Annotated in this window: 19 protein-coding genes and 2 pseudogenes; 10 read left to right on the top strand and 11 right to left on the bottom strand. The window is 67.0% G+C overall.

What is annotated here, in order from left to right:
- Together IPZ69_RS07540 and IPZ69_RS07535 are read left to right on the top strand one after the other, a co-directional pair.
- A pseudogene (locus IPZ69_RS07540) lies at nucleotides 1-232 on the top strand (cholesterol oxidase); the annotation flags it as partial.
- A 323-nt stretch (nucleotides 233-555) separates the two neighbouring features.
- Entirely contained in the window at nucleotides 556-1,014 is a 459-nt protein-coding gene (locus tag IPZ69_RS07535; RefSeq protein WP_235453212.1) for an SMI1/KNR4 family protein, read from the top strand.
- A 130-nt stretch (nucleotides 1,015-1,144) separates the two neighbouring features.
- Here IPZ69_RS07535 and IPZ69_RS07530 read toward each other — a convergent pair whose 3' ends face one another.
- The 8 genes from IPZ69_RS07530 to IPZ69_RS47365 all read right to left on the bottom strand — a co-directional run bounded on the left by IPZ69_RS07530 (nucleotide 1,145) and on the right by IPZ69_RS47365 (nucleotide 12,748).
- Nucleotides 1,145-2,002: a calcium-binding protein gene (locus IPZ69_RS07530; protein ID WP_235453211.1), complete on the bottom strand. Its 858-nt coding sequence runs from the start codon at nucleotides 2,000-2,002 to the stop codon at nucleotides 1,145-1,147.
- Between the two features lie 628 nt (nucleotides 2,003-2,630).
- The gene (locus IPZ69_RS07525) at nucleotides 2,631-5,297 is read right to left on the bottom strand and encodes a SpoIIE family protein phosphatase (protein WP_235453210.1); all 2,667 of its coding nucleotides are present in this window, start codon (nucleotides 5,295-5,297) and stop codon (nucleotides 2,631-2,633) included.
- Nucleotides 5,298-5,843: 546 nt separating this feature from the next.
- On the bottom strand, nucleotides 5,844-7,610 hold the full coding sequence (locus IPZ69_RS07520) for a choline/carnitine O-acyltransferase (RefSeq protein ID WP_235453209.1): 1,767 nt from the start codon (nucleotides 7,608-7,610) through the stop codon (nucleotides 5,844-5,846).
- Between the two features lie 59 nt (nucleotides 7,611-7,669).
- On the bottom strand, nucleotides 7,670-8,515 hold the full coding sequence (locus tag IPZ69_RS07515; RefSeq protein ID WP_235453208.1) for a class I SAM-dependent methyltransferase: 846 nt from the start codon (nucleotides 8,513-8,515) through the stop codon (nucleotides 7,670-7,672).
- A gap of 68 nt (nucleotides 8,516-8,583) precedes the next feature.
- Nucleotides 8,584-9,453 carry a HalD/BesD family halogenase gene (locus IPZ69_RS07510; RefSeq protein ID WP_268834322.1) on the bottom strand — a complete coding sequence of 290 codons (870 nt, stop codon included), beginning with the start codon at nucleotides 9,451-9,453 and terminating at the stop codon, nucleotides 8,584-8,586.
- A 671-nt stretch (nucleotides 9,454-10,124) separates the two neighbouring features.
- Nucleotides 10,125-10,799 (bottom strand): hypothetical protein, encoded by a 675-nt coding sequence (locus IPZ69_RS07505; RefSeq protein WP_235453206.1) that lies wholly within the window; start codon nucleotides 10,797-10,799, stop codon nucleotides 10,125-10,127.
- 186 nt (nucleotides 10,800-10,985) lie between these two features.
- Nucleotides 10,986-11,324 (bottom strand): hypothetical protein, encoded by a 339-nt coding sequence (locus IPZ69_RS07500; protein ID WP_235453205.1) that lies wholly within the window; start codon nucleotides 11,322-11,324, stop codon nucleotides 10,986-10,988.
- Between the two features lie 200 nt (nucleotides 11,325-11,524).
- On the bottom strand, nucleotides 11,525-12,748 hold the full coding sequence (locus IPZ69_RS47365) for a DUF7933 domain-containing protein (RefSeq protein WP_235453204.1): 1,224 nt from the start codon (nucleotides 12,746-12,748) through the stop codon (nucleotides 11,525-11,527).
- A 948-nt stretch (nucleotides 12,749-13,696) separates the two neighbouring features.
- Between IPZ69_RS47365 and IPZ69_RS48055 the strand changes: the two are divergent.
- Nucleotides 13,697-13,870 (top strand): annotated as a pseudogene (locus tag IPZ69_RS48055) (IS6 family transposase); the annotation flags it as partial.
- A 311-nt stretch (nucleotides 13,871-14,181) separates the two neighbouring features.
- On the top strand, nucleotides 14,182-14,736 hold the full coding sequence (locus tag IPZ69_RS07485; protein ID WP_235453203.1) for an AAA family ATPase: 555 nt from the start codon (nucleotides 14,182-14,184) through the stop codon (nucleotides 14,734-14,736).
- A gap of 156 nt (nucleotides 14,737-14,892) precedes the next feature.
- On the opposite strand, the gene IPZ69_RS07480 is transcribed toward IPZ69_RS07485, so the two are convergent.
- Nucleotides 14,893-15,558, bottom strand: coding sequence for a TetR/AcrR family transcriptional regulator (locus IPZ69_RS07480; RefSeq protein ID WP_235453202.1), 666 nt, complete (start codon nucleotides 15,556-15,558; stop codon nucleotides 14,893-14,895).
- Nucleotides 15,559-15,682: 124 nt separating this feature from the next.
- Between IPZ69_RS07480 and IPZ69_RS07475 the strand changes: the two genes are divergently transcribed.
- Complete coding sequence (locus tag IPZ69_RS07475; protein ID WP_235453201.1) at nucleotides 15,683-16,708, top strand: NAD(P)-dependent alcohol dehydrogenase; 1,026 nt, start codon at nucleotides 15,683-15,685, stop codon at nucleotides 16,706-16,708.
- Between the two features lie 248 nt (nucleotides 16,709-16,956).
- On the opposite strand, the gene IPZ69_RS07470 is transcribed toward IPZ69_RS07475, so the two are convergent.
- The gene (locus tag IPZ69_RS07470; protein ID WP_235453200.1) at nucleotides 16,957-18,414 is read right to left on the bottom strand and encodes a sugar transferase; all 1,458 of its coding nucleotides are present in this window, start codon (nucleotides 18,412-18,414) and stop codon (nucleotides 16,957-16,959) included.
- A 764-nt stretch (nucleotides 18,415-19,178) separates the two neighbouring features.
- Between IPZ69_RS07470 and IPZ69_RS07465 the strand changes: the two genes are divergently transcribed.
- From IPZ69_RS07465 to IPZ69_RS07445, 5 genes are all read left to right on the top strand, one after another.
- Nucleotides 19,179-20,354: a DUF1972 domain-containing protein gene (locus IPZ69_RS07465; protein WP_235453199.1), complete on the top strand. Its 1,176-nt coding sequence runs from the start codon at nucleotides 19,179-19,181 to the stop codon at nucleotides 20,352-20,354.
- Nucleotides 20,355-20,542: 188 nt separating this feature from the next.
- The gene (locus IPZ69_RS07460; RefSeq protein WP_235453198.1) at nucleotides 20,543-21,442 is read left to right on the top strand and encodes a glycosyltransferase; all 900 of its coding nucleotides are present in this window, start codon (nucleotides 20,543-20,545) and stop codon (nucleotides 21,440-21,442) included.
- Entirely contained in the window at nucleotides 21,411-22,304 is an 894-nt protein-coding gene (locus tag IPZ69_RS07455; protein ID WP_235453197.1) for a glycosyltransferase, read from the top strand. The genes IPZ69_RS07460 and IPZ69_RS07455 overlap by 32 nt, the downstream gene beginning before the upstream one ends.
- Before the next feature lie 10 nt (nucleotides 22,305-22,314).
- Nucleotides 22,315-23,274: a hypothetical protein gene (locus IPZ69_RS07450; protein ID WP_235453196.1), complete on the top strand. Its 960-nt coding sequence runs from the start codon at nucleotides 22,315-22,317 to the stop codon at nucleotides 23,272-23,274.
- 520 nt (nucleotides 23,275-23,794) lie between these two features.
- A complete protein-coding gene (locus tag IPZ69_RS07445) occupies nucleotides 23,795-24,241 on the top strand; it encodes a hypothetical protein (RefSeq protein WP_235453195.1) in 447 nt (148 codons plus the stop codon).
- Nucleotides 24,242-24,306: 65 nt separating this feature from the next.
- Here the strand turns inward: IPZ69_RS07445 and IPZ69_RS07440 are convergent, their stop codons facing one another.
- Entirely contained in the window at nucleotides 24,307-25,449 is a 1,143-nt protein-coding gene (locus IPZ69_RS07440) for a hypothetical protein (protein WP_235453194.1), read from the bottom strand.
- Nucleotides 25,450-25,701 lie beyond the last annotated feature (252 nt).

The raw sequence follows: 25,701 nt of genomic DNA, 5'->3' as shown, positions 1-25,701 counted from the left end.
GGCGGTCTCGGCGAACCTGGGTGTGAACCCCTCCTTGACCATCACCGCGCAGGCCGAGCGGGCCATGTCGTACTGGCCCAACAAGGGGAAGGCGGACCGGCGTCCCGCGCAGGGCGCGGCCTACGAACGCCTGAAGCCGGTCGAGCCGGCGAACCCGGTCGTCCCGGCCGATGCCTTCGGCGCGCTGCGACTGCCGTTCCTGGGGATACCGACGGTCCCGCCGAAGAAGTAGCCCGGCAATTCCCGCTCGCTCCCGACGCCGTCGGCAGACTTCGGTCGACCAGGTGCCACCGCGCCGGGAGCGGTGGGCTGGGTCCTGAGGGAACACCGCGTGCAGGGTCACCCTGCTCGCGGTCCTGCTGACGCTGAAACTCGCCTGCTGCCTCATCGCCCACCGACAACTCGCGGCAATGCGCTGACGTTGGGTTGCGAGGCCGCTGGTCACCTCGTGGATGTCCGCAGCTCATGTCATGATCCGGCCTCATGAGTGACTGTTCACTTTCACCCGCCTGGCTGGCCTCGTGGACGGACAGAGTCTCCGGGACCCTCACGGCGATGACAGGGGAGTTCGAGCTGCGGCACGGCTTTCCCCCCGGCACCAACGAGGTCCGGCCGGCCAGCCGTGACGATCAAGCCATGGCTCGCGCGCTCGCCCAAATCGGCCCGACCCCTGCTGACCTGATCACCTTCTACGACAGCATCGGCGACGTCACCTGGGCGGACGTCGGCAACGGCTACTTCCTCCACCCGGCAAGTGACGTCCTTCTGCGACTCCAGGAGTACGGCGTTGTCGACGTCGGCGCGGATCAGAGGGTCCGCGGTCTGGTCATCGGCTCCAACGGCGGCGGCCTGTCCTACGTCGCGGGCCCTGATGGGTCGGTGCACCGGACGCGGACAGCGTCGCTGGACGAACCGGAGCTCGACAAGGTGGCCGATGACCTGCGGCAGTTTCTGGAACTGCTGGAGCGATCCCTGACACGGTTCGTCGCCGACGGCGAGCCGGGATCTCTCTAGGTCAGCCCGCGGGCCCATTCCGGTAGCTGCTGTCAAAGGGGCAATCCACCTACATCAAACGACCTCTTCGGACGTGCCGGATCCGTCCAAGGCCGGGCCGCATCGGTCGCTCATGGCGGTGCTTGCCGGATCAGGGGCGCACATCGACGTAGTCGCCTGTGGCCTTGGCCGGGCCGGTGGTGTTGGTGCCCGTGAAGCTCCACCGCCAGTAGCCGTCCTTGACTGCCTTGACCGTGGTGCGAAGGGTGCCGGTGCCGCTGGTGTTCACCGTGGCCACCGTGGTGTAGGTGCTGCTGCCCTTCGGGCGGAACTGCAGCTTCACGGCCTGGCCCGCGTATCCCGCATACCGGTAGGTGTCCCAGTTGGCCCGCACGAGCTTGCCGGTGACGGTGATACGAGCGCCCTTGGCCACCGGTTCCGGTGAGGCGTTGACCGTGACCTGCGCGGCACGCTTGAGGCTGAACGACCCCACGCCGGGGGCAAAAACGGATGTGCCGTCGTTGGCGTCGACCAGGGCATCGACTGACCATGTTCCCGCGTTGGCGTTGGCCAGGTCCACGGGGTCGTCGCTGCCCGGAGCCGGGTGGGCGTTGACGGTGAACACCGTCGTGCATGCCGTCGCGGTCTCGCAGAACGCATCGGTGGTGTAGAAACCGCCGTGTGGCCCCTTCAGATCCACATCGGCGAAAGACAGACCGGAGTCATCCGATCCGCTGACCGTGACCGGGAACTGCACGTTGTGCGTGATACCCACGATGACGTCGTGCCCGGAGTTGATGGTGGCACCGCTGACCACCGGGTCGCCGGGAGCGGCATCGGCCGAGGTGCCGACCCCCGCCAGCAAGACGGCGACGGCGCCCACCGCGACACCGCGGCTTGCGGCGCGACCGACGGGCGCGGGTCGTATGGCACGTGCGGCGGCGATGGGCGGGGCGATGTCGCGCCCGTCGCTTTGTCTGTCGCTCGGCGATGCGGGGAAGCGGCTCATGAATCCTCCCAGGGATGACAGGCCTCGCTGCCACCACACCGCGCGCGAAGGCGGTTGGTGGCGAGCGCAGGAGACCGACGTGTGTCAGTCTCTACGACTGCCGAACCGGCCCGATCGTTGCCCTCGTCCGGGGTGGGAAAACAACCAGCCACCCGCCACGGGAGTCGGACACTGGACGAGCGAGGGCATCGGCGGCACCGAAGTCACGAGGCGGAAAGAGCCAGCGCTGTCCTCGCACCACCCAGCTACGAGATCTCCCAGGTGCCTGACCGCCTGCCGGCGTGCGCGGTGAACTTCGACCTGGACGGCGTAGGCCTCCCCCTGCGGAGTGAACGAGGGCCCGGCGATGAGCGACGCTGTGATGCCTGCGTGCAGGCTGGCCGACGGGAGGCCAACCGCGGGCAGGCTCCGCGCTAGGCCGCAGCGCGCACAGCGGAGGCCCCGGGCAGTGCCGTCTGCCCGACCGAGAGCTGTCGAGCGGCGCCGTGCACCGGGCCCTGACGGCAGTGCGCGTCCTGGCTGCCCGCCGAACTGGCCGGAGGGGCGGTGCGACATCCTGCCCACCGACCCCGGGGCATGTCGAGTGTGCGGATGCGCACCACGTCAACCGTGTTCGGGGGCCGGTGAGTCATGGCTCCGTGGCGAGATGTTGCTCAGTCCAGATGACCTTGCCGCCGGGTGTGTAGCGAGTCCCCCAGCGGTCCGCGAACTGGGCTACGAGGAACAGGCCGCGGCCGCCTTCATCCATGGTGGTGGCCCGGCGCAGGTGCGGAGACATGCTGCTGCCGTCGGAAACCTCACAGATGAGGCTGCGGTCGCGGATCAGGCGGACACCGATGGGGGCGTTCGCGTGCCGGATGGCATTGGTGACCAGCTCGCTGAGGATGAGCTCCAGGATGAACGTTTCTTCTTCCATGCCCCAGTCCTGCAGGTGCCGCGCGGCGGCGGCACGAACGTCGGCAACAGCCGAGGGGTCGGACGGTACGTCCCAGGACGCCGTGTGCTTGTCGTCGAGAAGCCGGGTGCGGGCCACGATCAGGGCCACGTCGTCGCGCGGCGCCCCGGGCAATAGGGCATCCATCGCTTCCTGGCACATTTGATCCGGCGTTCGCCCCCTGGGCGCGACAGCGCGACGCAGGCGCTCGATGCCCTCGTCTATGTCGTGCTGCCGGTCTTCGACCAGGCCATCGGTGTACAGGACGATGCTGCTGCCCTCGGGCAGAAGCACTTCGGTCTTCTCGTAGGGCAGTCCGCCCAGCCCCAATGGTGGGCCGGCCGGTACTCCAGGCAGGTGGGCGTGGCCATCGGGGTGCACGATGATGGGTTCCAGGTGGCCCGCCCTGGCCATGGAGCACTGACGGGAGACCGGGTCGTAGATGGCGTACAGGCAGGTGGCGCCCGTGAGCAGCGGTGTTCCACCGTCGCCGTCCCGGTCCTGGTCGATGCGGGTGACCAGCTCGTCCAGGTGCCAGAGGAGTTCATCGGGCGGCAGGTCGAGCGTGGAGAAGTTGTGGACGGCGGTGCGCAGTTGTCCCATGGTGGCGGCGGCGTGCAGTCCGTGCCCCACGACATCGCCCACCACGATGGCGACGCGCGCTCCGGGGAGGGGGATGACGTCGAACCAGTCGCCGCCGACGCCACCGAGCCCCGCCTCTGCCGGAAGATAGCGGTGCGCCACGTCGACCGCGCTCTGCTCCGGCAGGGCGTGCGGCAGAAGGCTGCGCTGCAGTGTGACCGCCATCGCGTGCTCTCGGGTGAAGCGGCGCGCGTTGTCGATGCTCACCGCAGCGCGGGCGACCAGCTCTTCCGCGAGCGAGAGATCTTCCGGGGTGAAGGGTGTCGGCTCTCTCGAACGCCAGAAGGTGGCCACGCCGAGGATCACTCCGCGGGCTCGCAGCGGAGCGACGATCATGGAATGGACGCCGTGTGCCACCAGTCTGCGAGCGCGGTCGGGTTCCTGCGCCTGCCAGCCGGAAAAGGCCGGCAGGTCGGCCTCCAGGACCATCTTCCCGGAACCGTAGCCCGATGCCTGCGGGGTGGTGGGGTCGAAGTGGATGAGCGCACCGAGTGGGTAGAGCGGGACACCCTGCCGGATGCCCTGCAGTGCCACACGACGCAGCTCCGCTGCGCACAGCGGGTTCGGTTCCTCGCCGCGCAGGACGGCGTCGGCCAGGTCGACCGTGACGTAGTCGGCGAATCTGGGCACGGCGAACTCCGTCAGTTCCTCAGCGGTGCGTGTCACGTCGAGGGTGGTGCCGATGCGTATTCCTGCGTCGTACAGCAGTTTGAGCCGGTCCTGTACCGCCTCCACCCGGCCCATCAGTGCGCTGAGTTCAGTCGTGTCGCGCAGCGTGGCGACCCAGCCTCCCGGTCTGGGTGACTGCCCCATGGGGCGCTGGCTGACGGCCAGCAGCCGGTCACCGACCTCGATCACCTCGTCCGTGGTCGCTCTGCCCGACAGGAAGAGCTCTTCGGCTCTGGGGTTGAGTCCCAGGTCCGTGAGGGTCCGGCCGTCCACGTTCCCCGCAAGCCCGAGCAAGCGCCGCGCTTCGTCGTTGGCCAGGAGCAGACGACCCTGTGGATCGACGATGAGGACACCTTCGCGTACCGAGTGCAGAACGGCGTCGTGATGCTCGTACATACGCGTCATCTGTGCTGGGCCGAGCCCGCGTGTCTGCCGGCTCAGACGCCTGCCGATGAGGGCCGTTCCACCGGTGGCCGCTGTGAGGACCAGCCCGGTCGCCGCGAGGACGAGCGGCACTTGTCGCTCGGCCGCCAGACTCACCTGGTGGATGGTGATGCCTGCGGAGACGAGCCCGATGACCTTCCCCTCGGAATCGGTGACGGGAACGACGGTGCGGACGGAGGGGCCCAGGGTCCCGGTGGTCGTCTCGGTGACGATGCCGCCACCCTGGGCTGCGGCGATGCTGCCGATGTAGTGACGGCCGATTTGGGCTGGGTTCGGGTGGGTGTAGCGGATGCCTGCGGGACTCATCACGACGATGAAGTCGACGTGGGAGCGCTGGCGGGTCTCTTCGGCCTGGGGCTGCAGCACGGCCGTCGGATTCGCGCTGGTCAGCGCCTGTCGCACGGTGGGGGTCGAAGCGACGGACGCGGCCACGGCCAGTGAGCGGTTGCGGGCCTCGCGCTCGGCGTCGGTGCGTGACTGCAGGAGGAGGGCGGCGATTGCTGTCGCCACAAGAACCAGGATGACAACGACCTGCAGAACGAACATCTGGCCGGCCAGGCTGCGTATCCCATGCCAGGACCGCACACGCCGCAGCAGTGGGTACATACGGCCTATATAGCACCAAATGCATACGAAGACACCACCCTCCTTCTTGCGCATCCCGTGATCGATACTCGCCGGTACCTGGATGTCCGTCTCGGTGGAGTCCACGCAAGCACGCCGGGGCTGCGCAGCGGGAACACCGCAAAGTCGGCGCCTGGGAAGAGCACCGTCACCGTCGTGCAGGGGATACCGCTTCCCGGTGGAGGTGATCGGTCACGCAGTGTGGCTGTCTCACCGCTTCCCGTCTCCCTCCGTGAGGTGGAGGAGCTCCTCTTCGAACACGGCATCCAGGTGCTGTACGAGCGCCTCCGGGCGCGGTGCGAGCGGTTTGGGCCCCCGTACGCGGCCCGGCTGCGCCGACGGCAGCCCGCCCCGGGGAGAGCTGGCCCGCGGAGCCCCAGCTTACGGCCGTCGGCCGTGCCGAACCGACGTGGCCGCCGCCTACGCCGCGAGCTCGGCTCAGCTCAAGACAGGCTCAGCCACTGAAGCCGTCCAGGCCGCCGGACCGTTGTCCCCGACCGGGAGTTCCGGTCCGGCGGCGGGGTTCGTTCAGTCCTCAGGCCGCTCGGACGCCACCAGCTCCCGGAGTTCGTCCATCGCCTCCCGGAGCCGGTCGGCGAACGTCCGCATCTGCGCAGCGACCGCCATCGGCGTGCTCAGGTAGAGGTTGAACCGCTCGGGAAGCAGCACATAGGCGACACCGATGCACTGGCTGCTGGTCGACCCGAAGCCGAAGTACTGGATATTCGTGGACGGCGCGGAGCTCGTGCTCAGGTAGTCGTCCCGCATGGTCAACCAGCCCGGCGTCCGGTACAGCGCGGGCTGCTCGGTCACCCCGAGCTCGGCCCCGCGCCGGCGCTGGATCAGCTCCAGCTCCCACAGGTGCTGCTCTGGCACCTGCCCGGCCTGGCACGCCTTCGCGCGCGCCACATGGGCCTCGGTGGCTGCCCGGAACGCGGCGCGCCGGGCGTCCGCGTCGGCTGCTGGGTCCTCCATCGCCGCCACGAAAGCCAGCATCTCGGGGGTGACGACGCGCATCGCCTCGGTTCGCCCGTGCCGGTACTGCCGGGTGGCGATCGACTCGTACGTGGCGCCCAGGTGCCCCTTGGCGCGCTGGTGGGTGAGCTGGTAGGCAGCCTGGACGAACGCGTCCGGCGAGACCCCCAACGCCTTGGCCGCACCGCTGCCGAAGTCCGCGAACGACAACGTACTGGTCGCGGTGTTCTCCCCGTACGCCGCGAACGCATGGGCGGCGGAGCGCACTTGGGCCCGCAGCGCCTCGTCCAGTTCGAACACGATCGGCTCCAACGCCGGCAGCCCCTGGGAACGGGCCCCGGACTGCCGGGACTGCGCCTCGGCCGGGGTACTGAGCAGGGCGTCGGTGAAGTTGAGGATCGTGGTCCCGTCCAACTCGCAGTGCTCGACGTTGATGCCCGCCCGTCCATTGGCGAAGACGACGAGGGACACGGCCTTGTCGAACCAGCGGTTGCCGCGGTCGCCGTACAGCAGCTGGTCACAGGCGTCCTGGACGTCCGCAGGGGCGAAGTCCTCCAGCGCGACGCAGAACAACGCGGTCTCGACACTGTCAAGGGCGTCGGCGTTGCGAGGGTGGCGGGCGAGAAGGGACTCCCGGGCGGCCGCCCACTCCGCGCGCGCCATGGTGGTGAGGTGGCCCACCGAGGTGTCCGCGTCGGCCGGGTCGGCGCCTGCCTTCATCACGGCGCGCAGCCCCGCCTCGATGTCATCCAGGCTGTGCGGGACACCGTCCGGGCCCAGCACGTCCAGCCGGAACATGCCGCCCCGGAAGAACACCACGATGTGCCGGGCCTCGGACGGGCCCGGCCACTCCTCGGTGTAGGGGGCGCGGACGGTGTCCTGCTCCGCGCCGGGGATACGTGTGGTGGAGAACAGAAACTTGTTCTGCACCATCGACTGGGGCGCTCCGCGCTGCACCACGGGTGGAATCAGCCCCTGATCGAGCTGCCGCTTGTAGTTTAGGGCCCCGGCGACGAGACCGGCTGCCCGCTCCACCTGCGCCTGGTCGGAGTCCTGGAACAGGAAGAAGAAGTTGGCATTGAGCGCGATCCGGTCCCGGCGGCCCAGGTATCGGTAGGGCCAGAAGGTGTCGAGCCAGCTGTGCACGCCCTCCGTGGCGTCGTATTCCTCCAGCGCGGCATGCAGCACCCGGCCGGGGCCACCGGGTCGGAGAAAGGCGGCAACCTCCGCCTCGGTCGCCGACCGCTCGTCGGCGGTCAGCAGCGGCGTACACCAGGCGAGGAACCTCTCGCAGCTCGCCTCCAGCGTAGGCAGCGGCACGCGCGGGAGACTGTCCTCCCGGGCGAACGTCGCGTTGCCTGGCGCTTCCTGACTGTTCTTCAACTTGCTTCTCGATTCGGATCGTTGGTACTCGTGATGTCGTACGGCCGGGAAAGGTAGAGCTGTGCGTACAGCCAGCCTTCCGCCTCCAGGCCCCGTGGATCCACCCCTGCGGCCGACATGCTGTCGAGTACGAGCGCCTGCTCCTGCGGGGAGGCGAACCTCCGCTGCCTGAACACCTCGTCGATGCGAACGGTCCGGTAGCCCAGACCCGCCAAGGCGCGCTCGACGGGGTCGAACGGGAACATCCGCAGCACGAAGTGCGCCATCCAGGGCCGGCGGACGCCCTGCGCCCGGACGACTCGGGTGAGCGTCCGCTCGGTGACGTAGCCGATGCAGCCCGTCGAGATCACCAGGTCCGTGCCCGAGAGCTGGGCACGCTGTCGCGGTGTGAGCTCGTGCTCCTCCAGGTCGGCGTGCACCACGTCGTCGAGGAACCCGGCCTCACGAGCGTAGGACAGCGCGCTGCCGGAGGTGTCGAGGCCGACGAAGCGGATCGCTTGTGGGGGTTGGCGCGACCGAGCCAGCTCCTGGTCGCGGGCCAGCAGAGCCTCGCGGCTCTCACTCGCACGCTCCTCGTCGCCGTAGCGCGCGTACAGCTCGTCCATGGTCGTGTCGTACTTCAGCAGGGCGGCGTTGATTCCGTACGAACAGCCGATGTCCAGCACCTTGGGTACGGCGACGTGCTGGGACTCCCGGTACTCCGTGATGATTTTGGTGAAGTAGGGCTTGGCCTGCTGCGGAACGCCGTAGTCGAGCGGGCGCAGCACCCTGAAATAGGTTCGCGGATCGGGCTGGTCGTAGATGTGGTCGAGTGAGACTTTTCCGGTCACGTCGAAACGCACAGGGCTTACTCCTCCGAGGGATCGCGCAGGGGAAACGGCCTTCGGCGACTACGCGTTCTCGCCGCCCGCTAGTCCAGGAGCCGGTCGCCGCGGACCGCCCGGCTCTCGGCCGCCAAGTGCTCGGGCAGCACCCGGCCGAAGAGCTGCCGGGTCCGTTCAACGCTCCCGATGACGCCGGGGCGTTCGCTGTAGGCGAATATCGCGGAGTGGCGCGCGATCTCGCTGCTCACCGGGCTCACCCGGTGCAGCGAGTAGCGCCCTTTGAACAACTGCAGGTCGCCCGGTTGCAGGGGGAGGCGCCGGGTCAACCGCTCGCCCCGGCCGTCCACTACGTCCCGGACGTCGTCGAAATTCTCGTCCTGCGCGGTCCGAATGTTCGGGCAGTACTCGAAGACGCCGCCGGCCTGCGCCTGCTGGGTGAGCATGCTCACGGTGAACTCGTTGGTGTCGAAGTGCCAGGGGTGCTCCATACCCGGTGCAACGACGTTGAGAACCAGCCCGGAGAGCGGGTCCGCCAGCTCGTGCAGCTCCGGCAGTTCGAAGCAGCGGGCGATGAAGTGCCGGAACGCCATGTTGGAGTAGAGCCGACTGATGAGGGAGTCCGCGGGGATGCGGTCCCGCGCGACGAACGCGTTACCCCGCTCGAAGGTCTTCCGGCCCGGATGGTCCTCCGGCAGCGCCGAGTCGACCGCGATGTTGTAGACGTTCACTGTCTCGACGTCGTGGTGGGCCCGGGGGGCGATGGCCGAGCACTCCTGCCGCAGTACATCGCGCAGCGACGGGCGAATGAAGTCCGGCAGCACGGTGCAGCCGAGAATCGACAGATCGTGCTGGGCACGGGAGACCACGGCTTGTCCCCGGGCGCTCGCGAGTTCCGACAGAGGATAGCGAGCCGTGTCGACTACCTGATCAAGCGTCAGTGCTTCCAAAGAGCGCATTCGATCCTCTCCACATGCGGGCGGTCCCTCTCACCGGTACCCCCGCCAGCCCGCGGTTCCGCCTCTTACGCACACACGGGACGAGCGACGCAATCCGTGCGGTCAGCCGGACCTCCCTCTCGGCATGTCGATAACTCGGCTGGAAAGAAGGGCACTTGAAGTTCCCACAGTGGCGTCGTGTTGTCTGTGACGCGTCACACTGCCCGCCTGTGCGCTCCAGCAAACCTTCGCGGGTTCGGCACGGGCCGCAGTCGCGCAGGAGCCGCAGGGCTGCAGGGGCCGGTGCACGCTGCGCGAGGGGCAGTCCGTGAAGCCGGTGATCACAGGGATCGAGGCGCAGGACGTCAGTCGGTGATGGGGGCACCACCAGCCGGGGCCGGAACGTACCCAGCCGGTCTCGGGGGACCTGGACCGTGACCTGACCGCAGCGGCCCGTGAGACGGGCTTGACCCAACGGGCGCTGTGAGACTGATCCTTTGGAGTGGACCCTGACGCGGCTGGTCGCCGCCCGGTTCACACGGACTACTTCCGGATCGGCTCACCGCGCAGCGGGACGGTGCCTGCGGCGCGAGCGGAGTCCGGCGGGCCGCCCGAGACTCCGTGCTGCTGAGCTGCTCGGGCTGCCCCGCGGGTGTACGGACCGCGAGGCAGCCGGGCGCGCGGCCGGTGGATCAGCCTTGGACGATGAACGTCTTGGCCTTACCGGAGCGGCTGGAGCAGGACTGCTTCTCCTTGGTGGTCATCTTCCGGGACTTGACGACCACCGCGTTGCCCTGGCCGTCCGTTCCGTTCGGCGCCGGGCCTGTGATGACGTCAGGGACGAACCAGAAGTAGTGGCCCCACTTCCGGTCGTCGTAGTGGGTCTGCCAGGTGCCGGAGACGGTCTGCATCACCTGCGCACGGGAGATCCAGCCGACTTCGCCGGGTTTCACCGTCATGTTGATGGAGCTGGTCTCCGAATGCGAGCTCGACCAGGTGTGGCTGTAAGTCGCCGTCACGCTGACATCGATGATGTCCGCGATCTTGCCGCCGACGGTCACGGACACGCCCGCCGAGTCCGTGGAACCGACCGTGTCGGACCAGGTCATCGACTGGGTGGCAGGTGAGGTGCTGCAGTTGTAGAGCGAGTCGGACACCCGGTGAAAGTCTCCGAGGTACGCCTTGCCCAACTGAGGTTCGTTGAAGGTGCACTTGCCTGCACCCGAGTCGCAGTCGGCTATGAGCTGTGCCCGGGTGGGCTGGTCATCGGCCGAGGCCGGGGCGGCTATCGCCGCGACCATACCCAGGGCAGCCGCTGAGAGCGCCAGCATTCGTCCGCCGTGGCGCATCATGCGGTTGTTCGCCATACATGTGCCTTTCGCTGTGCATGAGGGGGGTCGGCGATCACGGACAAAGCGACTGAACGCTTTGCCGCGATTGCCGCCTGTTGCGATCCAGAAGATGCAACAACTGACGTATCTACAACATCAGCTGATGAAATGCCAGTTGTGGGTGACCCTTTTGGTACACGTACGCGAAGTACTACACGCACATCATGTCGGTGTGGGCCCGTCTGCCCCGGATCCATGGGTTCGCACGGGAATTGACAGGCGCTTGCCGTCCATGGCGTATGCCAGGGGGAGGGCGGCCAGGTGGGCGAAGCCGGACTGGGTGAGCGCGGCGGCGTCCACCTTGCCGAAGGCGTTTCGCAAGGTCCGCTCACCCGGGGCCGTGAAACGGCCGGTGAACCGGTCGAAGGAGCAGCCCAGGCGGGCCAGAATCGCCTGGTCACAGCGCTGGACCCACTCGGCAATCGCCGTCAGGGAGTTGCGGCCGGCGCCGGCATCGCGCACCCGGGCGAGAGCTTCGAGCAGGCCGGGCAGCACCGCCACCGGTGGCGAGTAGACGGACGGGGGCGCCGTGTTCGGCACGACGGACCGGGGAGACGATGAAGCAACGAGCACGGCAACCTTGCAGATCATGAAGCGTCGAGAACTTCATGATCACGAGGGGCCGTGCTCGCTCAGCATCCTGGGCTGACGTGGCGCCACGTGATCAAACCGGATCAACGCGGCATTGCTGAAGTCCCGGGCTAGCCGTTGACGCAGACGTTTCCCGTTACCGGGTTGAGCAGTCCGATGATATTCACGGTGTTGCCGCAGGCATTGACCGGGATGTCCATCGGTGCCTGCACGACATTGCCGGACAGCAGACCCGCCGAGCCCGTCGCGGTGCCCACGGCTGTCGCCTTTTTCTTGACGGTCAGCGACGCGGGAGCCGGGAGATTCAGGCCAACCGTGATGATCGCTTCAGGGCGGTTGACGTAGGTTCCCGCCTCGTCAGCGGTGACATCCACCGTGACTGTGCAGGACTTCTCGCCGGCGGCCAAGTCGCCGCCGGCCAGAGCAACGGATGAGCCCCCCGCCGCGGCGGAGACGGTTCCGTTGCCGCACGTCGTCGATGCCTTCGGGTTCGAGGCCACCCGCACCCCGGCGGGAAGGCTATCGGTGAAGCCGAAGTCGTGCTTCGCCGCCAACTCGCTGGTGTTCGTCACCGTCATGGTGAGCGTCGAGGTGTCACCCTGATCGATCGTGGCAGGACTGAACGCCTTGTCCAACTGCGGAGTCGCGTCCAGGATCCGGATGTTGTCAAAGGCGTGGTCGTTGCCGCCCCAGCTGCCTTGCCCGTTGAGCATCTTGATGCCCAACTGGGTGCCGCTGAACAGTACAGCTTTGTCACCGGCGAACGACCCGGCCCTCAACCCGCTCCTTCCTCCGGGGTACGGCTTGGAGTTGGGGTCTGTGCAGGGATTGATGGGGTTGGTGAAGGTCGGGATGTCCGAACCGCTGCCAGTCAGGTAGAACTTCAGCAGCGGATCCTCGTACTGGCAATTGTCCGCGGCTACATCCACCGCGAAGGTGATGTAGCGGTTTGGCTTCGCGATCGGGATCGGCTTCTCGGTCTGGAACTCCACCCGGTCGGCGCCGGGGTCTACGGTGTCGGTGTACGCCGACACCGCGTGGTTGGTCGGCGGATTCGTCCCGCCAACCTGCCCCAGCGCATTGGCCATGTCCTTCAGTTGCGGTACCCACCGGCAGCCGGGCTCATCGGCGCCGGCCTGATTCAGGATGATGCCGTTGCACTGTCCGTGGTCAAGCCACGGGGGGTCGGCCGTGTACGTCTCGTTCAGAGGTGCAGCTCCAACGTAGTTCTCCAGGAAAACGGGGGTGTCGCCCGCGTTTTCGAAGTTCTCGGCGAACGCCGTGACCGGGGCCTGTGGGACCCCTGGAGTCCCGGGTGCTTGGAGCGCGTTCACACCCGCTGGCATGACCTTGGATTGAGCGAGAGCGGCCTGCGGAGTACCCGTGATCGCAAGTGTCGCCAGGGATACCGATACAGTTCGCGCGCGCCAAGAAATCTTCACTGAAATTTCCCGTACCTCTTTTCCACTCGACACGGCGTACAGGCAACTGCGGACATGGGCAGGCGTCACGCGGACAACAGGCAGCCCTGACCATTTGCCATGTACCCGGGAAGGAAGGCTGCCCACATTCCAGCACGCGCCCCAAAAAGCAGGCGGCAGACGAGCTCGGCGTTTGCATTTTTCACCATGCTGGCCGAACAGATAATGAAGGTTGTTGACATGTATTAGATTTCTGTAAACGCAACAAGTGGCTATTTTGGATCTATTGAGCAACGCGGTGCCCATTACCTGCTGCCGGTGAAGAACAACCAGCCCACGAACGCAGGCCAGTTGAGGACACTGCCCTGGAAACAGATCCCTGTCCTGGACCGCTCCCGCACCCGCGGACGGACACGGCTGTGAGGAGGTCCGTTGTGCCCGGCCCTGCCGGTGCGGGGTTCGCCTCACACCACGGAGGGGCGCCCGCGCTTGAGCTGGCGGACGTGATCGCCGCGCTGTTCGAGTACCTCGCGCAGATGCCCCGGCTGGAGGAGATTCACACAGACCTGCTCGACTGCTTACAGGAGGCCAGGGCCAGGACTGGCTCGGTGAGGTCGCCGCGATCGAGGCGAGCCTTGCCACCGCCGAGCAGAAGGTCACCGCCATGCGCGACCTCGCAGCCCTGCACACCACCGTCCACCTCGGTATGCCCGACTTCCGCACCAGCGCCGACCGACACACCGAGAGCCTGCTGCGGCCCGGCCGGTTGAGGCATCGGTGGCGGGCCCCAGAGGGACCGCACCAGCGCAGAGTGGGCCTAACACCAGGAGTCATCGTGATGGTCGTGAAGGTCATCGGGCGGCTGTCGATCGCCAGGACGGCATCGGGCTCGACATCGTCGTGCAGCCCCGCTGCGACAAGGCTTCAGCCGGACCATTCTTCCGCTGCCTGATGAAGAGAACCGGCGCGGTACCGAGGGTGATCGTCACGGACAGACTCTGCTCCTACGACGCCGCTCACCTCAAGGTCATGCCCCTCATGACCACGGTCGACGAGCGTGTGCTCCGCCGCGCGAATCTCACGTCGCGACCGTATGCGACCTGAGTCGCATCAGTGGTGTGTCCTATGTGGGACCGTCGGCGCAGGGCCCCCAACACCCATCAGCCGCCGGTGCGCGGCGGGGCCGGGTCATGGCTGCGACCTCCCGGACGAGTGGGCCGCTCGTCGAGCAGGTGCGTGCCAAGGAACGATGTGGCCTACACACCTGGAAACCCATTGGGGCGCTTGTTTCCCGGCGGGACGGAATCGGATCGCGGGAGGCGGTCACCTGCTGGCAGGCTGCCTCCATGGATCGCGCGGAAGTACTGCTCATCGGCGGGCGGGCGGGTGTCGGTAAGACGACGGTGGGGTGGGAGGTTTCGGCGCTGCTGCGCGCCGCGGCGGTCTCTCACGCGATCATTGAGGGCGACTTCATGGGGCAGGTGCATCCGGCTCCAAAGGGAGATCCTCACCGCGCGGAGATCACAGAGAGCAATCTGACCGCCGTGTGGGCGAACTTCGCCCGGCGCGGCTACCGGCGCCTGATCTATACGAACACTGCGAGTGTGCTGCCTGAGGCGGGGGGCATGTTCGAGCGTGCCATGGGGGCTGGGGTGCGGATCACACGAGTCCTGCTCACCGCCTCTGATGCCACCGCTCGCGAGCGGCTGGTGGGCCGCGAACTCGGTTCGGAGTTGGAGCAGGAGTTGGAGGGCAGTGTCCGCAAGGCACGGCTCCTGGACGAGCGGGTCCCGCCAGAGACGGTGCGGGTGGTGACGGACGGGCGGCGTGTCGTGGACATCGCGCGGGAGGTGGTGGCCGCCACCGGTTGGGCTGGATGTAGCCCCGCCCTCAGATCGTGAAGGTGTTGGCGCGCTGGTCCGGGAATGGGTACGGCCGCCGATGATCACCAGCGTGTGAAGACGGCAGCTGCTCGTGAGCCCGCTCAGGTAGGCGAGCCTCAATGCGGAATGCAGGCAGGTCAACCTCGCCCTCGCGGCGGGCACACCGCTTGCTCCTCAGTTGGCGGCTTGCTGGAGGCCGTCGAGGATGAGGTCGAGTCCGACTTCGAACTCGTCGCCGTAGGCGTACCCGGGACGCATCACGTGGGCGGTCGCGATCTCGGTCAGGTACGGGTACTCGCCGTCGCCGAAACCGCTCGTGATGGAATCCGCCAGCTCGGCGGTCTCCTTCGGGGAGCCGAAAGGCAGGGTCTTCTCCTGTAGGGCGAACCCGTAGATGTAGCTGTCGAGAACCGAAACGGCGTGGGCTGTCAGGGTGAGGGAGAATCCGCCCTGCCGCAGGCAGCCGAGAACGGCGTCGTGGTGACGCAGGGTGGCCGGGCCTGGAGTGGACCGTGACTCCATCAGGCCGATTGCCCAGACGTGGCGGGACAGTACGAGGCGCATCGAGATGGCCCGCCGCCGCATTGCCTCTCGCCATTCGTCGCCCGGCGTGGGTAGTTCGACTTCGCCGAAGACGAGGTCGACCATCCCGTCAAGCAGGTCCTCCTTGTTGGCCACATGGTTGTACAGGGACATGGCCTCGACTCCGACGGCCTCGCCGAGCTTGCGCATGCTGAGCGTCTCCAGGCCGCCGGCGTCGGCGAGTTCGACGGCGGCATGCAGCACCCGCTGCCGGGTCAGCGTCTCGCGGGCCGGCTGCGGGCTGGTACGTCGGGTCACGGTGGACGGTCACTTCCTCTCGCGGGCTCCCAGCGTTGACGAGCTTACGCCGTAAGTGCTGTACTTACGCCGTAAGTCTCACTTACGCTGTAAGTACACGGGGACGGAACCGGGAGCAGTGACGATGCGGAACAAGCCGATCGCAACCACCGGTGGGACCAAGACGATGACGGCCGTCGTGCAGGAGCGCTACGGCGCCGAGCCGGAAGCCGTGCTGCGCACGGCGCAGCTCCTCCGGCCCTGCATCGGGCCGGACGAGGTATTGGTGCGGGTGCGCGCCTCCAGCGTCGACCGGGGCACCTGGCACTTGATGGCTGGTCTGCCGTACGCGGTCCGGCCCGTGAGCGGACTGCGCCGGCCGAAGCTCCCCAACCCCGGCCGCAACATCGCCGGTGTCGTCGAGGCGGTCGGCCCCGACGTGACCGGGTTCGCGCCTGGCGACGAGGTCTACGGCACGGCAGTCGCCGCGTTCGCAGAATATGCCGCCGCCCGTGCCGACAGGATCGCTCCCAAGCCGACCGGACTCACCTTCGAGGAGGCGGCGACGGTACCCGTAAGCGCGCTCACCGCACTCCAGGCGGTTCGCGACAAGGGCGAGGTCCAGGAGGGCCAGCAGGTCCTGATCACGGGAGCCGCCGGTGGCGTGGGCACCTTCGCCGTCCAAATCGCCCACGCCTTCGGCGCCCGGGTCACTGCCGTCGCGAGCACTCCCAAGCTCGACGCCGTGGAGGCGCTGGGCGCCGACCGCGTGATCGACTACACGCGCGAGGACTTCCTCGCCGCCCCGCGACGCTACGACGCCATCATCGACATCGCGGGCAACCGACGTCTGCGGGATCTGCGCCGCGCCCTCACGCCCCGCGGCAGACTGGTGATCACCGGCGGCGAGACGAAAGGTCCCTGGCTCGGCGGCACGGACCGGCAACTCCGAGCACAGATGCTGTCCCCGTTCATCGGTCAGAACCTGGGCACCTTCATTGCCTCCGAGCACGCCGATGGGCTGCGCGACCTGACCGTTCTCATCGACACGGGCACGCTCAGCCCTGTCGTGGACCGCGTCTACACGCTGGCCGAGACCGCCGCAGCCGTCCGACACCTTCTCGACGGCCACGTCACGGGCAAGCTGGCGGTCGCCCTGCCTGCCGAGTGACGCTGCAGGCCGACGCCGACAACAACGTCCGGGACCGGAAGGACTGCAAGCACGACGCCGACTCGGACCGGCTGCGCGATGACGCCAGTCCGCTGGCGAGGAATCCGCGCCTCGTCGCGCCCGAAGGTCCCTTGCCATGCCCCGTACCGGTGAGTCGGCGAACGGCTGTTGCTCGCCCACCATGGCGTACCAACGACTTTAGAGCGTCTGCACGTTGGGCCCTTGAGGATCGCCGGTGCTGGTCACACTCAGTAGGCCCCGGTGCCCGCCACGACGACGCGCACTGTGCGAACGAGGACCCCGAGGTCCCCAGCGGGGGACCAGTTGTCCACGTACCTGAGGTCCAGGGCGATTGTCTCGTCCCAGGAGAGGTCGGAGCGGCCGCTGACCTGCCACAGGCCGGTGAGCCCCGGCTTGACGGCCAGCCTGCGCAGTTCCACCTCGTCGTACCCGGCGACCTCGTCGGGCAGGGGCGGTCGCGGACCGACCAGGGACATGTGTCCCTGCATCACGTTGAACAGCTGGGGGAGTTCGTCCAGTGACCAGCGGCGCAGCACCCGGCCGAAGCGGGTGATCCGCGGATCGCGGCGGATTTTGAACATCCGGCCGTCGTGTTCGTTGGTGCCGGTCAGCTGGTGCCTCAGCCGCTCCGCGTTGGTGACCATGGTGCGGAACTTGGCCATGGTGAAGGGGTTTCCGCCGCGACCGATGCGCGTCTGCCGGTGCACGACGGGGCCCGGGGAGTCCATCCGTACGGCGAGGGCCACCGCCACGAACACCGGGGCGAGCAGCACGATCAGCAGTGCCGCACCCAGCCGGTCCGTCACCGACTTGAGCAGCGTCGCAAGCCCCCGCCTCAGGGGCGGGGCCACGTTCAGCATCGTGAGCCCGGCCACGGACAGGACGCCCACCCGACGGCCGGCAACCTCGGTCAGGCCCGGTACGACCACGAGCGGGCGCTCCTCGCTGTGCAGGGCCCACGACAGCCGCCGAAGGCGGGTTCCTGTCATGTACGGTCCCGGCACGACGAGGACCACGTCCACGTCGAGCCGCCGGGTCGCCTCCAGTACCGGGGCGGAGTCGGCCGACGGGCGCAGCGGTGTCTGCCTGCCGAGGCGGGTGGCGACCGGGGCCAGTGCGTGAGGGTCCTCGTCGCCGATCGGGCACACTCCGACGACGACTAGCTCGTGGTCGGTCCGCTTCGCCAGGTGGCTCACCAGACCGTCGACAGCGTTCGCCTCCCCGATCACCAAGGCCCGGCGGACGGCCCCGCCGTCGCGGCGTCGGGCGATCAGATGACGGTGGATCAGCGTGTGCACGACGGCGCTCGTGGGCGCGCAGGGCACCAGGGCGGTGAGTGCGACGAGGAACGGGGACTCCTCGCCCGTCGCCGCCCGCACCACCGCGAGCAGTCCGACCAGCACCAGCCAGTCCTGAAGCGCGGGGCCGGCGTTGTCGAGCTCACGGAGACGGCGCTCGCAGTAGCGGTCCCGTGCGCCGCGCACGAGCAGCCATGCTGCGGCCGCCACCGTCGCGTAGGCCGCTGCATGCTTGCTGCCAGCCAGCGCGAAGGCCAGATACACCGGTACGGCGGCGGCGGCCGCGTCGCCGATGACGGCGGCCGACGGGTACCAGGCGGGCTTGCCGGTGCGGCGCCCGGTCGGCGGCTGCTCTCGGACGCCCCCTGTCTGCGCAGGTCTTGCCACTGGTACGTGGGGCATTGTCTCCCCGAACGGCCGCATTCGCCCTCCAAGCGCATCAAGAACTAATTCGAGTGTGTATGGCTGTCCACGGAACAGTGGTGCGCGACGCTGGGCCGTGGGCAACTCTCACTCGATGAGCAGAGCTCTATGCCCTGCGCATATGCAGACGCCGAGTCGGGAAGTGAGGAGTTCCCGGGAGGGTGCTGGCGGGCGGTGCGATCCGCCGGAGACCGGCGCATGGGCGAAGGCTCACGGGCGAAGGGGCGTACGAGCCTCGTGCGCTTCACGGGCTCCGGGTGCTGGGGCAACTGGGTGTGGTGGATGACCTTCTAGTTGCCGCCGAGGGGCACGCCGACGGCCGCGTTCCCCACCCGTGTCCCTGTGCGCCCCGGTCAAGATCGATGAGCCGCTTCACCTGTCTGCGTCGAAGAGGCCGGGCGTGCCGAGTTGTGACACGGATCACGTAGGTGAGAGCGTCAAACCGCCATATATGGCCGCAGATAGATATAGCCCCCTTGGGTAAGCGAAAGAACAGGGGTACCCATGCGCGAGCATGTCCTGGGTCCGATCTGGGCTCGTCGGTACGCCGTCACGGTCACGGCCCCGGGCGGTTGGTCCAGGTCCTGCACCAGGGGCCCTGGCCTCCGCGACCTCGCGGCGATCCTGCTGGCGCCGAGAATCGCCAGGGCAGCATGGTTCGGCCTGGGTGATCGACCCTTCGGTAAAGCGGTCGGCCCCGCAGCGCTGTTCGGCGGAGGAGCCCACCGATGAACTCAGCGAACCGGATGCACATCGCCATGATGGGGACGCGAGGCGTTCCGGCGCGGTACGGAGGTTTCGAGACCGCGGTCGAAGAGGTCGGCAAGCGCCTCGTTGCACGCGGTCACCGAGTGACCGTCTACTGCCGCAACGAGGGCCAGACGATGACCGAGTACCTCGGCATGGAACTCGTCAACATGCCTGCGCTACGCAAGCAGTCCCTGGAGACACTGAGCCACACGGCGCTGTCGGTGCACCACGCCACCAGGCCGAAGAACCGTCCGGATGCCGCCGTGGTGTTCAACGCCGCCAACGCGCCGTTCCTCGCCCGCATGCGCAGGGCGGGCATCCCGACCGCGGTCCACATGGACGGCATCGAGTGGAAGCGCCAGAAGTGGGCGGGCGCGGGCGCCGTGTACTACAAGTGGGCCGAGAAGAAGGCCGCCACCGAGGGCCTGGCGCTGATCGCCGACGCCCAGGGCATCGCCAACCATCTGTGGGACGGCTACCGCCGACATTCCTACGTCATCGCGTACGGCGCTCCGATCCTCTGTCCCGAGTCGTACTTGTTGAAGCAGTACGGCCTCGAGACTCGTGAGTACCACCTGGTCGTGGCCCGGATAGTGCCCGAGAACCACGTCCACATGATCGTGGAGGGCTACGCCCTGTCCGGCTCGGACGTCCCGCTCGTCGTGGTGGGTGGCACCCCGTACGGCGATGAGTACATCGGCCGTGTGAAGCGGCTCGCCGGCCAGTCGGACACCCGGTTCATCGGCGCGGTGTGGGACCAGCGGCTGCTGAATCAGCTCTACGGCAACTGCCGCAGCTACCTGCACGGCCACTCGGTCGGCGGCACCAACCCGTCGCTTCTCCGCGCGCTCGGCTGCGCTGCTCCGGTGTCGGCGTTCGACGTGAACTTCAGCCGCGAGGTCACCGCGGGCCATGCCCGCTTCTTCGATACGCCAGAGGAAGTGGCCGATGCTGTCCGGGAGGACGATGCCGACGTCGAGGGTGCGCTGCTCCGCGGCAAGGTCGGCCAGGACCACGTATCGGTGGCCTACCGCTGGGACGACGTGACCGACGGTTATGAGCAGATGCTGCTGGAGATCTCGGGACGGAAGGAAAGGTCGACGCTCCAGTTGCTGCGGGGCAACGCCGGTGGAGAACCATGCGCACGCATTTGACAAGGGTGGGTATGCGGCGACCCGGCTCAACTGTTCAGGTTCTCCCCGAGTTGAGGGCCAAGCAGGCCGAGCATCTCGCTGAGCGCCCAGATGTCACTTGCCTCTTCTACGGGATCAAATGGGACATACGGGAAGGTGATGTTCCCAACAATGCGCATGCGGTGTCGATTTGGCAAGCATGCCTCAGCGTGGCCTTCCACGCGCAGAGCACCGTCGAGGTCCCCGAGCCCCTCTGGCTCCGCGAGTTTCCTCGCACCGCGGTCGTTGCACTTTCCGCGAAGCTGGGTGGGGTCATCCGGCGAAAGCAGGTACGGGTTGTAAGTTATGCGATCGAAAACTCGGAGTTCTCCGAGCTGGTGGGCAATGTTCCATGCCGTCGATTCGTCCGGCTCGTGCTGAGTGCCTTCCTCAAGTTGTATCTGAGGTACGCCGTGGATTTCGTGGTCTTCGGCACACCTGGCGCACAGAGGGCGTATGCCGCTGTCTGGCCGCGGGCCGAGAGGTATCCCGTCATCTTGGAGCTGCCGGCCTCGCGAGGAGGCAGAACGCGGGCGCGGCAGGGCCTGGTGTTTCTGGGCGAGACCTCCCCTCGCAAGGGTGTTGATGTGGCTATGTCGTCGTGGGAATTGCTCGAAGTGGAGTTTCCCGACGCCGTCTTCTCGATCGCGGGGACGGGCCCCCTTGACGACGCCATTACCCGGTGGTGTCGTGCCAATCCAGGTCAGCGGCGCTTTTTGGGCCTCCTTCGGCATGAAGAGGCACTTGAGTTGATCGGCTCTGCGCTGGTACTCGTTGCACCGTCCGTGCGTGAGAAGCGTTGGAGGGAACAGGTCGGACTTCCCATTTCGGAAGCGCTCTCCCTTGGGCTGACAGTCGTCACGACGGACGAGACAGGACTTGCCGGCTACCTGAGCTCGCGGGGTCATCAGGTTGTGCGATCCGAGATGCTGAGCCCACAGAGTCTCGCGGCTGCCATGTCAGCGGCTCTGGCCTCGCCGCTGCCGATGTCCCGAGTGTCAGGAGACCTACCCGCGATTCATGGCAGGCACCGTTCGCATGAAGTTCTCCACGGGGGCTCGGGTGACTGACGCGCAACAAGTGGTCGCAAGGGTTTGGGCTGTGGTTGTTCACCACAACAGCCTCGGGACACTCAAGGCGACGGCCCACAACCTGTTGGACGAAGGCATCGACCCGAAGCAGGTCGTCGTTGTCGACAACTCGATGCACCGAGTATCTGAGCCAGAGCTGGCCAGGGCTGTGCCTCCAGGTGTTCACTTGCTGCGCGTCGAGAACCAGGGCTATGGAGCAGCGGTCAACGCGGGCTTCCGACTTGTCGACCAGTTCGCCGCGGGATGCGCTGAAGCAGTGCTGGTGGTGACGCACGAGGTTCTCTTCTCGCAGGGTGCGGTCGCGGTACTTGTAGAGACGGTTCGGGGTGCCCCGTCCGTTGGTGCCGTTGCGCCACTGCTCACGGTGAGAGGGGCGTCGGGTGAAGAAGTGTGGTCTTCTGGCGGGTACTTGACCGGCTGTTTCCGTTTGCCTAGGCACAGAACGGAGTTGGAGGTCGGTCGTGATTGCGCGACGGTTGAATGGGCTGATGGTGCTGCGGTGATGTATCGCCCCTCCGCGCTCCGACTCGGAATGGACGAGCGATATTTCCTGTACATGGAGGAAGTCGAGCTTCACCTGCGCCTACGCGCTTCCGGCATGAGGGTGGTGGTTGCGTACGGTGCCCGGGCGAGTCAGTCCACCGGGGGCATGCCGCCCTACTACGCGGTCCGCAACATCCAACTCCTCCACAGGCGATTCGGTCGTCGCGGCTTCCGTCACCTTGCGCTGGCGTCCGTTACGGCACGAGCGGTGGCGAAGGCGGCCATGCACTCTGACCTCACGGCCTTCCGGGCTGTGCTGCGCGGGGTACGCGATGGGAGGCGAGCGCGTCTTGTCTAGGAATGTCATCGTGGTGAACCCGCTGGCCTCGATGCTGGCTCACTACGGGCGGGCACTGACACAGAACCTCGAGGCCGCCGGCATCACAACCACGGTGCTGTCGACAGACGAGCCGAGTGCCTCCGGTGGGTCGCGCCTGCGGTGGCTCGCCTCCTGCTATCGGTTGTTGTTTCACGCGCGACTTCATTGCACGCGTCACGGGGGCAGCGTGATCCTGGCTTGGCCGATGCTGGGGTATGTGGACGTAGTGTGCGTCCGTTTGCTCTTTGGGTGGCAGGGCTTTGTGGTGCTGCATGATCCAGATCCGCTCGTTCGGGCAGTCGGCTACGGACGCATTCTGAAATGGTTGGCACGGCGTCTCAACTGCCTGGTGGTGACCCACTCGGACGAGGCGGCACGTGTGGTGGCGCGGCACGGTCTGCAAAGGATCGTCTGTGTGCCTCATCCTGTGCTTGACCAGCCCCCCGCCAAGCGCCCCGCGCAGACGCGCTCCGTGTACGTGCTCGGCCAGTACAAGCCTGATCGGGACATCGATTTGATGGAGTCCCTGGCCCGCGAGTTGCCCGACGAAGTGAGCCTTAGGGTGGCGGGTCGCGGGTGGCCGGAGGTGCCGGGCTGGTCGGTTGACAACCGTTTCATCTCTGAAGGGGAGTTGCAGACCATCCTCAGCGGCGCGTCGACCGTAGTGCTGGTTCCCTACCGGCGGTTCTTTCAGAGTGGGATCGCTATGCGCGCGCTCGAGAACCTCGTGCCGGTTGTCGGACCGATGGATTCAAGCTTGGCAGCGATTTTCGGAAGCCTTGGCACCTTGCCGAACTGCCAGGAGCCACAGGCGTGGGTTCGCGCCATCGACCGCGCGTTCGGCACCGACGGCCGAACGCTGCGTGCTCAGCTCGGCCGTCAGGCCTCTGCCAGCTCAAGTGCCTGGAAAACGGTGCTGCGATCCGAGGACAGGTGCAGTCATGCATGACGTTCGGATGGTGATGCTTGGGCGTCTGAGTGACAGGTCGCGGCAAGAGTGGTCCCGGCGCATCGCCGACCTCGACGTCATCGGACTTGCTCATGCCGCCCCTTCCGGATTTCGACTGGGGAAGCGAGCACTTGGCATCGGCGCGGACTCGTTGGCCGTCGCCCTGAAGGCCAGGCTGGCGAGACCTGCTCGAGCGACGGTTGCGATGAGCCCCTGGCCGGGTGTCGCCTGTCGAAGCGTCGGGATCAAGAATCTTGCGGTGGTGGGACTTTATGCGACGCTACGCTCCAAGCCATGGGATTTCCTTGTCCGGAGACTCGGTGACACGCCTCTCGTCGTGACGTCCGAGCGAGAGGCCTCTGACTGGATCGCGGCAGGAGGCCGCGCTCGTCCCGTGGTTTGGGGAGGCACGTTCGGGAGTTCGCTGAGCAAGCCGAAGTCCCAATCTGTGCCCCGAGTCTTCGTGGGGGGCACGTCGGACAGAGACGCGAGGGCGCTCGGCCGCTTCGTGGAGTCCGTGATGCGTGATCGCGTGGCCGTGGAGCTTGTGATCGCGGACGGATCGGGACCCAGACGATGGGCCGGTCGCCGGGCTACGGTCGAATGGCTGCCCTACATTCCTCAATCGCAATTCACTGACGCCCTCTCACGTTCGCATGCCGTGTATCTCCCCGTACGGGAGACGGGTCGATCCGCCGGACAGATGGTCCTGGTCGCCTCGATGGAGGCCGGTCTGCCCACGCTGGTTCACCCCAACGAGAGTTTGCGGCCCTACCGCGGCGAAGGGATTGAGGGCGTTGATGCAGTGGAGCATCCGCTCGACCGGCTGATCCAGATGGCCGACACGACGGAGACCGCACGTCGAAGCATTCGCAAGCGTTGGGAACGCGACTTCAGCCTGGGCGCATTCTCATCCAATGTCCTCTGTGCGCTCGGTCGGATGGGTTGGCCTGAGCCGACCCGGTGAGCGGCGCGAAACCTTGGCTCTGCGGGTGCCCGAGCGTGCTCAGCGCCGCTTGATCCCGCGACCCGCTACGCGCCGACTGTTGACGCGATCCAGATCGCGACGAGCATGGCCGTCGCCGTGCGCGCACCGATGGTCATCACCTTGTCACGCAGAGCGGCAAGCAGGAACGCGGCTGTTGCCGCGTCGACAAGGGCTTGGGCGGCGACCAGGTTCGTCAGGTTGAGCTCGCCCTCGGTCGCAGTGGCGACACTCGCAAGGACCACGATGGGCAGCACCAGCAGGGTCACGATCGAGGATTTCGCCGCCAGGAACCGGAACGCAACGCGCTGCGCAGCGGCTGCCGTGGCGGCTGCCACCAGCCAGGTTGCGACCGCGACGGTCAGGAGAAGTCGGCTGCCGGGGAAGAAGGTTGTTGCGACCACCCCTGACAGCCCGAGAACCAGCAATGCGACACCAGTGAGTCGCATGTACCTGCGCGCTGCACATGGTGAATCCGTATCGGCATGCACAAGGGTGGGCAGTACGGCGTTCACGAAGACGGACGCCACTGAGCCCACGAGTTTGGTCACTACCGCCAGGACCGTGAGGGCACTGGGCGGGAGAAGGACGGCCAACGAGGAGAGTACGGCCAGCCCCCCGTAGCCCGTCCCGGCGCGGGCCAGGTACCACCAAGCCGCCTGTGCCCCTGTTGACTGCTCCGGAAGGCGGCTGACGGCATCGCTTCCAATGCGCCGACGGACCATGAACCCGAGGTAGCCCGCGTTTCCCACGACCAACGCCAAGAGCATGACAGTGAGCGCCTGTTTCTCGTTCCCCCAAGGGAAGAGCAGAGCAATGACCGCGAGGGTGTTGGCCGGGAGCGCGACTGCCGCGAACCATTGGGACTCACCGGTCGATTCCGCTGCCACACCTCGTGACCAGATCATCGACTGGAGCGCGCTGTTGACGGCTGACAGCACAAGGAGTGGAACAAGGTCGGCAGTCACGCGGCCTCTGGTCGCCAACCAAACGATGCCCGTCGCCGTCACGAGGACTGCGAGGACTGGAACGAACGAGGCCAACCGGCGAGCCGCCCTCCTGCCGATCGAGGCTTGCCGGTTGATCATCAGTGGGTACATCACACCCACAGTGAGGATCTGCGAGGGCAGGAGTCCCAGGCTGAACAGGTAGAAGTACGTGTCCGTCGCATTCGAGCCTCCTTCGGACATCCAAAGGATCATTGCGAGTTGAAGCGCGCCCACGGCCTGGGAAGCGATGGAAAGTGCGGGGGACCTCATGATCCGACGCTCAGTGGTCCGCCCAGGCGGAAGAGAGAGCAACCCCATGTAAAGCCCCTTCCTGCCGCACCCTTGGGTGAGCCCGCCCGATACGTACCTGTCGAGTTCAATTCCGAAAAGACACAGCGAAATCAACTACCGTGTCGCCGGGCCGGCAGTGAATGAATCTCCATCAGAATGAGT

The sequence above is a fragment of the Streptomyces olivochromogenes genome (assembly GCF_021538895.1).
Lineage (GTDB): Bacteria > Actinomycetota > Actinomycetes > Streptomycetales > Streptomycetaceae > Streptomyces > Streptomyces olivochromogenes_A.
The sequence above is the reverse complement of the archived record's forward strand: the minus strand, read 5'-3'. Positions and strand labels throughout refer to the sequence as shown.